Source organism: Actinomadura fibrosa (assembly GCF_900659615.1).
GTDB classification, from domain to species: domain Bacteria; phylum Actinomycetota; class Actinomycetes; order Streptosporangiales; family Streptosporangiaceae; genus Spirillospora; species Spirillospora fibrosa.
In genome coordinates this window covers 1-9,185 of record NZ_CAACUY010000310.1, presented here as the reverse complement: position 1 = coordinate 9,185, position 9,185 = coordinate 1, and the positions used below count along the sequence as shown (strand labels likewise).

Genomic DNA, 9,185 nt, shown 5'->3' with positions numbered 1-9,185 from the left:
CTCGTCGTGCGGGCCGACGTGCCGGCGGTCGGCGCGGTGGCGGTCGACGCTCCGGCGGTCGCCGCGCCGGCGTCCCCGGATAACGCGCCGCGGGGGCCCGGCCGCGCGTCACGCATCCCGGCCGCGTCCCGCGTCGCGTACGGCCTCGGCCATGGCGAGGTCGCCCTGGGCCCGGTACGCCTCGGCGACGGCGGCCCGGTCCGCGTCCGGCCGGTTCTGGCTCAGCTTGGCCTTGGCCTCGACCCGGCCGACCACCAGCTCCAGCCCGACGATCGCGCGCAGCTGCCCGGCGACGAACCGGGCGGGGGCGTCGTCGACCGACCACGCTGGGTCCCGGCCGTCCTCGTGCCGGGCGGTCAGCCGCCGGACCAGCGCCTCCAGCCAGGCCGGGTCGTCGTGGACGACCAGCTCGCCGTAGACGTGCGCGGTCACGTAGTTCCAGGTCGGCACCGCGCGGCCGTGCCCGGCCTTCGACGGGTACCAGGTGGGGGAGACGTAGCCGTCGGGCCCGTGGACGATCAGCAGCGCCTCGCCGCGCACCGGCTCGCGCCACTGGTCGTTGTTGCGGGCGACGTGGGCGAGGAACGCGCCGTGCTCGCCCACCGCCGGGTCGTAGAGGACGGGCAGGAAGGTGGCCAGCAGCCCGCGCGGGGTGCTGGTGATCAGGTCGGCGGCGTCGCAGCCGCCGAGCAGCGTCCGGACCGCGTCCTCCTCGACGGAGAAATGGGTCGGTACATACATGATCTGGACGTTACCCGAGTGCCCGCCTCGGCGCCGCTCCGCCGGGCCCCGCCGATCACTACATCGCAGAGCCGAACATGTGTATTTTGTGATCGTCGGAGTGTGATGTGGCTTACATCGATATGTGGGGCGTATGCACAACGGACTGATCGGGGAGCTCTCCGAGACGGACATGGCCGAGGTCCTCGAACTGCTCCGCGGCGAGGTCCCGGAGACCGTGCGCGAGGCGGTCAGCGACATCGAGGCGCAGCTCCCGCAGTACGCGCGCCTCCAGGACCCCGCCCACGCGGACTTCCTCGCCCGCACCGTGGAGCGCTCGATCACCGGGTTCTTCGAGATCCTCGTCGACCGGGACGCCCCCGTCGACGGCATCCTGGCGTTCTTCCGCGAGGTCGGCGCCATCGAGACCGCGGAGAACCTCTCGGAGGAGGTCTCCCAGGCGGCGTTCCGGCTCGGCGCGGCCGTCTCCATCCGGCGGCTGACCGAGGCCGCCGAGCGCCATCCCCGCGTCACCGTGCACATCATCGGCCAGGTCGCCGCGGCCGTGCTCGACTACCTCAACCGGATCGCCGCCGCGGTCTCCGAGGGCCACACCGACGCGGGGGCGCGCGCCACCGGGGACCTCCGGGCCCGGCGCGCCCGGCTGCTCGACGCCCTCATCGCCCCCGAGCCCCGGCCCGGGCTGCTCAAGGAACTGGCCGACGAGGCCGGGTGGGCGCTGCCCCAGACGATCGCGGCGGTGGCGCTCCGCCGTCCGAACCGCGCGCCGTGGCCCGCGGCGGCGCTGCCCCAGGAGGTGCTGACCGGCCTGCACCTGGACGAGCCGTGCCTGGTCGTCCCCGATCCCGAGGGGCCCGGGCGTCGCCGCCAGATCGAGTCCGGGCTCCGGGGCTGGACGGCCGCGATCGGCCCCGCCGTCGAGATCACGGGCCTCGCCCGGTCGCTGCGCCTCGCCCGCCAGGCCCTCGGCCTCGCCGCGCAGGGCGTGCTCCCTGCGGGCCGCCCGATCGCCGTCACCGACCACCTGCCGCTGCTGATCCTCATGCGCGACCGGTACCTGATGGAGGTCACCGTGAAGCGCGCCCTGGCGCCGCTCATCGAGGCCGGGGACCGGCCCGGGCACGTCCGGCGGCTCGCAGAGACGTTCCTGGTCGCGCTCGAATGCGACTTCAACGCCACCGCCGTCGCGACCGGCCTCAGCGTCCACGCCCAGACCGTCCGCTACCGCATGCGGCAGCTGGAGGCCCTGTTCGGCGACGACCTCCACGACCCCTCCCGCCGCCTGGAGTTCCACATGGCCCTGCGCGCCTGGATCGCCACGGCCCCGCCCGCCTGATCCCGGGCGATGTCGGCGGCGCGTGCGAAGCTGGGACGGTGAGCGCCGAAGAAGAGCGGGACGGGGTCCGGCTGACCAACCTCGACCAGCCCCTGTTCGCGGGGGCCGGGGCGACCAAGCGCGACCTCGTCGACTACCTCGGCGCCGTCGCGGGCGCCCTCGTCCCGCACCTGGCCGGACGTCCCCTGTCGGTCGTCCGCGTGCTGCGCGGCCAGAAGCCGTTCATGCAGAAGAACGTCCCGAAGTACACGCCGCCGTGGGTACGGACGGTCACGCTGTGGGCCGAGAGCTCCCAGCGCGAGGTCTCCTACGCCCTCTGCGACGACCGCCGCACGCTGCTGTGGTTCGCCAACCAGCGCGCCGTCGAGTACCACCCGCCGCTCGTCCGCGCCGCCGCCATGGACCGGCCCACCCACCTCGTCCTCGACCTCGACCCGCCCACCGGGGAGGCGTTCGGCGCCGCCGTCCGCGCCGCGCACCTCGTCCGCCGGGCCCTCGGCGACGCGGGCCTCGACGGCGCCGTCAAGACGAGCGGCGCGAAGGGCGTGCACGTGTTCGTCCCGCTCGACGGGCGGACCCCCGCCGAGGACGTCGCCGCCGCCACCCGCGCGATCGCCGCGCGCGCCGAGCGCCTCGACCCCGCGCTCGCCACCACCGCGTTCATCCGCGAGGACCGCGCCGGCAAGGTGTTCCTCGACTCCACCCGGTCCGGCACCGGCACGGTCGTCGCCGCCTACAGCCCGCGGATCCGGCCCGGCACGCCCGTGTCGTTCCCCGTCGCGTGGGACGACCTCGACGCCGCCGAACCCGGCGCGTTCACCGTCCGCACCGCGGTGCCGCTCCTCGCGGACGGCGACCCGTGGGCCCGGCTGATGCCCGCGCCGCAGCGCCTCCCCGACGACCTGGTCGCCGAGGGCCACACGATCCCCATCGCCCGCGTCCAGGCCATGCACGAGGGCAAGCGCCGCGCCCGCGCCCGCCGCGCCGCCGGGGAGGGGCCGCCCGCCTCCTGACGCGCGCCCGTCATGGTTCCCCCATGAACGGCCGCGCCGCCGCGTGCCCACCCGCGTCGCGGGTATGCAGTCGCGAGTATGCAGTCCCGGGGTGTGCGGCCGCGGGGCGGCGGCCGCGCGACGGCGCGGCGGAAGGGCGGGACATCATGGGCGGTCCGCTGGCGACCGCCGCCACCGAGGCCGACCTCGGAGCGGCGCGGACGCAGATGGCGCTCTCGCTCGGCTGGCACATCGTGCTCGCCTGCCTGGGGGTCGGGATGCCGGCCATCACCCTGCTCGCCGAATGGCGCGGCCACCGGACCGGCGACCGGAACTACCGGCTGCTCGCGCGGCGCTGGGGCCGCGCGATGGGCGTGCTGTTCGCGGTCGGCGCCGTGTCCGGGACGATCCTGTCGTTCGAGATGGGGCTGCTCTGGCCGGGCCTGATGGGCACCTACGGGCAGGTCATCGGCCTGCCGTTCTCGCTGGAGGGCATCGCGTTCTTCATCGAGGCCATCTTCCTCGGCGTCTACCTGTACGCCTGGGACCGCCTGCCGCCCGTCCGGCACATGCTGACGGGCGTCCCGATCGTGGTCGCGGGCGTCGCCAGCGCGTTCTTCGTCGTGACGGCCAACGCGTGGATGCAGCAGCCGACGGGCTTCGACACCGAGAACGGCCGGATCGTCTCGGTCGACCCGTGGGCCGCGATGTTCAACCGCGCGACGCCGCCGCAGACCGTCCACATGATCCTGGCGGCGTTCATGGTCGCCGGGTTCGGCATGGCGTCGGTGTACGCGGTCGCGATGCTGCGCGGCCGGCGCGACCGCTACCACCGGCTGGGCTTCCTGCTGCCGTTCACCGTCGCCGCCGCGATCGCCCCCGTGCAGGTCGGCGTCGGCGACTGGGCGGCGCACTTCGTCGCCGACTACCAGCCCGTCAAGCTGGCGGCGATGGAGGGCGTCTTCCACACCGAGCGCGGCGCGCCGCTGCACCTCGGAGGCGTCGCGGTGGACGGGGACCTGCGCTACGCCGCCGAGGTCCCGAACGGGCTGTCGCTGCTGGCGCACTGGGACCCGAACGCCGAGATCACCGGGCTGGAGACGGTGCCCGCCGCCGACCGGCCGCCCGTCAACGCCGTCCACCTGGCGTTCCAGACCATGGTCGGGCTCGGCTTCGCGCTGCTGGCCCTCGGCCTCTGGCTCGGCCTCTCCTGGTGGCGCCGCCGCGACCTGCCCCGCACGCCCTGGTTCCTGCGGGCCTCCGCGCTGTCAGGCGTCGCGGCCGTGGTGGCGCTGGAGTCCGGATGGGTCGTGACCGAGGTCGGACGGCAGCCGTGGATCGTCTACGGGCACCTGCGCACCGCCGACGCGGTCAATCCCGCGCCCGGCCTCGTGTGGGGGTTCCTCCTCGTCGCCGCCGTGTACGCGGTCCTGACGGTCGCGTCCGTCTACGTCCTGCGGCGGCTGGCCCGCTCACGGCCCGTGCCGGTCGCGCCCCAGGAGAGCGACGTCACCGACTACAAGGTGGTCTGAAGTGGAAACCGGACCGATCCGTGCGGAACACCGGACCCGGCGCGAGCGCGCCCCCGCCCGGGCGGTGCCGGCATGACGCTCGCGCAGGCGATGCTGGCGGTCCTGTGGATCGGGATCAGCGCCTACGTCCTGTTCGGCGGCGCCGACTTCGGCGGCGGCGTGTGGGACCTGCTCGCCGGCGGCACCGAACGCGGCCGCCCGGACCGGGCGCTCGTCGAGCACTCCATCGGCCCGGTCTGGGAGACCAACCACGTCTGGCTGATCTTCGTCCTCGTCGTCACCTGGACGGGCCTGCCGTCCGTCTTCGCCGCGATCGCCTCGACCCTGTACATCCCGCTCACGCTGGTCGCGCTCGGCATCATCGCCCGCGGTGCCGCGTTCGCGTTCCGCAAGGCCAGCACCGAACCGTGGCAGCAGCGGCTGTTCGGCGCCACGTTCGCGTTCTCGTCCCTGGTCACGCCGTTCTTCCTCGGCACGGTGGCCGGGGCGATCGCGTCCGGGCGCGTCCCGCCCGGGGTGGCGGAGGGCGACCTCCTGTCGAGCTGGCTCAACCCGACGTCGCTGGTCAGCGGCGCGCTCGCGGTCGGGACGGCCGCCTACCTCGCCGCCGTGTACCTGACCCGGGACGCCGAGCGCGGCGGCGACACCGAGCTCAGCGAGCGGTTCCGGCGCCGCGCCCTGGCGGCCGGCGGAACCGTCGGAGTGCTCTCGGCCGCCGGCCTCGCGGTGCTCCGCGCCGACGCCGCCGGGCTGTTCGACGAGCTGACGTCCGGGCGCGCCCTCCCGCTGCTGGCCGTGTCGATCGCGGCGGGCCTCGCCTCGCTCGCGCTGCTGTGGCGCCGCGCCTACGTCGCCGTCCGCGTGACGGCGGCCCTCGCCGTGCTGGGGCTGCTGTGGGGATGGGCCCTCGCCCAATACCCGCGGCTGCTCCCGGGCGTCGAACTGGACGACGCCGCCGCGACGCGGTCCGTCCTGGCCGCGAGCCTCGGCTCGCTCGCCGCCGGGGCGCTGCTCCTCCTGCCGTCCCTGTGGTGGCTGTACACGACGTTCCAGCGCGAGCACGTCCCGCCGCGCGATTCCGAGAAGTGACCCGCGGGCCCGGCGTCAGGCCGGAGCCAGGAAAACCGGAAGGGCCCGGTGCCCGTTGGAAATGAATGACTCCACCGGACGCAGCTCGTCCGGAGCGACGGCGAGCGCCATATCGGGAAAACGCTCGAACAGCGCCGGGAGCGACACTTCCGCCTCCAGCCGGGCGAGATGCGCGCCGACGCAGAAATGGACGCCGTAGCCGAACGACAGATGCTCCTTGGACGCGCGGGTGATGTCGAACCGGTCCGCGTCGTCCCCGTGCACGGCGGGATCGCGGCCGGCCGCCGCGTACGCCGCGAGGATCGCCTCGCCCGCGGCGATGGTGACGCCGCCGACCTCGATGTCCTCGACGGCGTAGCGCAGCGGCAGGCTCGCCACCGGAGCCTGCCAGCGCAGCGACTCCTCGATCACCTCGCTCCACGGGACGCGTCCGCTCCGGACGAGCTCCCGCTGCTCCGGATGCGCGAGCACCGCCGCGATCGCGTGGTCGAGCAGGTTCACGGTCGTCTCGTGGCCCGCCGACACCATCAGGATCAGCGTGCCGACCAGCTCGGGCTCGCTCAGCCGCGAGCCGTCGTCGTCGCGGGCGGCGATGAGGACGCTCGCCAGGTCGTCGCCCGGGGCGGCGCGCTTCGCGGCGACGAGGTCCTGGAGGATCTCGTACATCTCCCGCTGGTTGGCCAGCGAGTCCGCCGGGTCCAGCGCCGTGTTGAACACCCCGTCGACCACCCGGCGCAGCGCCGGGCGGGTGCCGTCCGGGATGCCGAACAGCCGGCAGATCACCTCGATCGGCAGCGGGTAGGCGAAGCGTTCGCGCAGGTCGACCGGGCCCGGCGGAAGCGCCGCGAGCGCGTCCAGCAACTCGGCGGTGATCTCCTCGACGCGCGGGCGGAGCGCCTCGGCGCGGCGCGGCGTGAACGCCCGCGAGATCAGCGAGCGCAACCGCCGGTGGTCGGCGCCGTAGGCGGTGAACATGTTCTCCACCGAGACCCACAGGTGCAGCGGCCAGCCGTCGGAGATCTCGCCGTCCCGCCACGCGCGCCAGTGCAGCCGCGGATTCTTCGACACGCGCGGATCGGCCAGCAGGCGCCGCAGCGGTTCCTGGCCGGTCACCGCCCACGCCGCGACCCCGCCCGGCAGTTCCACGGGCGCCACCGTGCCGCGCTCGCGGATTTTCGCCGCCTCTCCCTGGATATCGCTGCCGGTGGGGTCGATCGCATAGGGCTGCGCCATCGGGCTCTCCAGTTCGCGTCGGTCGGAACGGCGAAAAGGCAACGCTGCCAACGTACGATGGAGCGGCCCGGCCGCTACATCACCATGTCGATGGAATCCTCTTCTCCATTTCGGCCGCTCCTGAATTGGAGCGACAGCACATTGTCGTCGGGAGCCGCGGGCGCCTGCGGCGTCCCGTAGAGGTAGGACCCGAGCCCGAACAGCAGCCGCTGCACGTCCGCCTGCGGCCGGACGACCAGCCGCAGGAACCGGCTCGACGACCCGAGCTTGTTGCCGCACTCGCGCACGAACACGCCGTGCTGGGTCAGCAGGTGGTCCCGCAGCGCGACGCCGTCCCGGCCGTCCGGCAGCTTCACCAGCACGAAGTTCCCCTGGGACGGGAACACCCGCAGCCCCGGCAGCGTCGCGAGCTGCCGGATCATCGACGCCCGGTCCCGCGACAGCAGCCGCAGGCTCTCCCGGTACTCGTCGAGGTGCTCGCGCAGCAGGAACACGACGACCTCGGCGAACGAGTTGAGGTTCCACTTCGGCAGCGCCCCGCGGATCGTCGCCGCGAGCGCCGGGTTCGCGACCAGGTAGCCGAACCGGACGCCGTGCAGCCCGAAGTTCTTGCCGAGGCTCTTCAGCACGATCACGTTCGGCCGGATCCGCGCCTCGTCCGCCACGCTCGGGTACTGCTCGGCGTCCACGAAGTCGAGGAACGACTCGTCCACCACGACCAGGTCGAGGTCGATCAGCAGGTCGAGCAGGCGGACGACCTCCCGCCGCGGGACGTAGCCGCCGTCGGGGTTGTTCGGGTTGCAGATCACGGCGACCCGCGAGCGGCGGACCCGCACGAAGTGCGCGAACGCGTCCACGTCGAGCTCGAAGTCGCGGTACTCCGGCAACTGGAACATGTCGACGCGCTTGCCGGTCTCCAGCGGCTGGTCCGTCCAGCGGCCGAACGTCGGGATCGGCGTCGCGAGGCTCTGCCGCACCATCATCCGGTCGATCCACGTGATCAGCTCCGTGGACCCGTTGCCCATCACGACCGTCTGCGGATTGTGCCCGAGCACCGCGCACATCTCGGCGGTGATCGTGTCCGAGTCGCTCGGATAGTACTTCAGGATCTGCTCCAGCGAGCCCGCGAGCTGCGCGAACATCCCGGGCGTCGGGAAGTACGGGTTGCAGGGGATGCAGAAGTCGACCAGGTCGGCCTGGCCGGAGGCGGCCCGCTGGAGGGCGAAGAAGGAGGGGCTGTGCGCGTTCCTGCGCAGCACGCTCGGGTCGATGGTGTCCGACGACACGTCTCTGCTCCTCGTGCGCAAGGGGACGGCGACCGTGGTCGGAAGGGCGGCGTCCAACGTCGTCCGGTGGATGGCGTGGCGCCCATGCATACGCGCCCGCGCCCGCCGCCGGTTCAGCCGGGACGCGACCGGCGATTTCACCGATGCCGCCATGCGGGGCCGGACCCACACTCGTGGCAGTCCCCCACCCCACAAGGAGCAGCACGATGCGCCGGAACCTCCGCACCTGGCTCGCCACGGCCGCCGCCGCCTTCTGCACGGTGCTCGGCACCGTCGTCGGCGTCGGCGGCACCGCCCACGCGGCCGGGCACACGCCCGTCGTCTTCGTCCACGGCTACACCGGCAGCGCGTCCAACTGGACGACCGCGATGGCGCTGTTCCGCACCGCCGGGTACAGCAGCGACGAGCTGTACGCCTACGAGTACAACTCCTACGGAGACAACCGCACCAACGCCTCCGGCCTCGCCACGTTCGTGTCCCAGGTGCGCTCGCGGACCGGCGCGTCCCAGGTCGACATCGTCAACCACTCGATGGGCGGGCTCGTCAGCCAGTGGTACATCAAGCAGCTCGGCGGCCAGCCCTACGTCCGGCACCTGGCCTCGCTCGCCGGCGCCAACCACGGCACCACCTCGGCCTACAGCTGCACGATCTTCGTGACCTGCCAGCAGATGTCGCCCGGCTCGTCCTTCATCCAGACGCTGTCGTCCGGTGACGAGACGCCCGGCGACACGAGGTACGCCACCTGGTACTCGCCGTGCGACGGCGTCATCATCCCCTACACCAGCACGATGCTGAGCGGCGCCACCAACAACTACGTGGCCTGCGAGAACCACCTCACGTACCTGACCGACACGATCGTGCTGTCGGCGGTGCGCACCTTCCTCGCCTCCTAGCCCCCCGCCCTTTGCTCCTTTCGCTCCCGCACGGATCGTCCCGCGGCCCGCCGGTCCCTCACCGGCGGGCCGCCCGCCGCTCC

At 73.4% G+C, this 9,185-nt stretch carries 8 protein-coding genes; 5 read left to right on the top strand and 3 right to left on the bottom strand.

The genetic code is table 11. From position 1 onward, the window contains the following. Positions 1-108: 108 nt before the first annotated feature. Positions 109-741 carry an FMN-binding negative transcriptional regulator gene (locus E1300_RS44130; RefSeq protein ID WP_131763245.1) on the bottom strand — a complete coding sequence of 211 codons (633 nt, stop codon included), beginning with the start codon at positions 739-741 and terminating at the stop codon, positions 109-111. A 133-nt stretch (positions 742-874) separates the two neighbouring features. Between E1300_RS44130 and E1300_RS44125 the strand changes: the two genes are divergently transcribed. The 4 genes from E1300_RS44125 to E1300_RS44110 all read left to right on the top strand — a co-directional run bounded on the left by E1300_RS44125 (position 875) and on the right by E1300_RS44110 (position 5,690). Further along, on the top strand, positions 875-2,077 hold the full coding sequence (locus E1300_RS44125) for a PucR family transcriptional regulator (protein ID WP_131763244.1): 1,203 nt from the start codon (positions 875-877) through the stop codon (positions 2,075-2,077). A 38-nt stretch (positions 2,078-2,115) separates the two neighbouring features. Beyond that, the gene (gene ligD / locus E1300_RS44120; RefSeq protein ID WP_131763243.1) at positions 2,116-3,090 is read left to right on the top strand and encodes a non-homologous end-joining DNA ligase; all 975 of its coding nucleotides are present in this window, start codon (positions 2,116-2,118) and stop codon (positions 3,088-3,090) included. Between the two features lie 146 nt (positions 3,091-3,236). Then, on the top strand, positions 3,237-4,601 hold the full coding sequence (locus tag E1300_RS44115; RefSeq protein WP_131763242.1) for a cytochrome ubiquinol oxidase subunit I: 1,365 nt from the start codon (positions 3,237-3,239) through the stop codon (positions 4,599-4,601). Positions 4,602-4,673: 72 nt separating this feature from the next. Continuing rightward, entirely contained in the window at positions 4,674-5,690 is a 1,017-nt protein-coding gene (locus E1300_RS44110) for a cytochrome d ubiquinol oxidase subunit II (RefSeq protein ID WP_131763241.1), read from the top strand. 15 nt (positions 5,691-5,705) lie between these two features. On the opposite strand, the gene E1300_RS44105 is transcribed toward E1300_RS44110, so the two are convergent. Together E1300_RS44105 and E1300_RS44100 are read right to left on the bottom strand one after the other, a co-directional pair. Next, positions 5,706-6,923, bottom strand: coding sequence for a cytochrome P450 family protein (locus E1300_RS44105; RefSeq protein WP_131763240.1), 1,218 nt, complete (start codon positions 6,921-6,923; stop codon positions 5,706-5,708). Between the two features lie 74 nt (positions 6,924-6,997). Next, positions 6,998-8,209 carry a pyridoxal phosphate-dependent aminotransferase gene (locus E1300_RS44100; RefSeq protein WP_207400315.1) on the bottom strand — a complete coding sequence of 404 codons (1,212 nt, stop codon included), beginning with the start codon at positions 8,207-8,209 and terminating at the stop codon, positions 6,998-7,000. Between the two features lie 206 nt (positions 8,210-8,415). Between E1300_RS44100 and E1300_RS44095 the strand changes: the two genes are divergently transcribed. Next, positions 8,416-9,102, top strand: coding sequence for an esterase/lipase family protein (locus E1300_RS44095; RefSeq protein WP_131763239.1), 687 nt, complete (start codon positions 8,416-8,418; stop codon positions 9,100-9,102). The last annotated feature ends 83 nt before the right edge of the window (positions 9,103-9,185 follow it).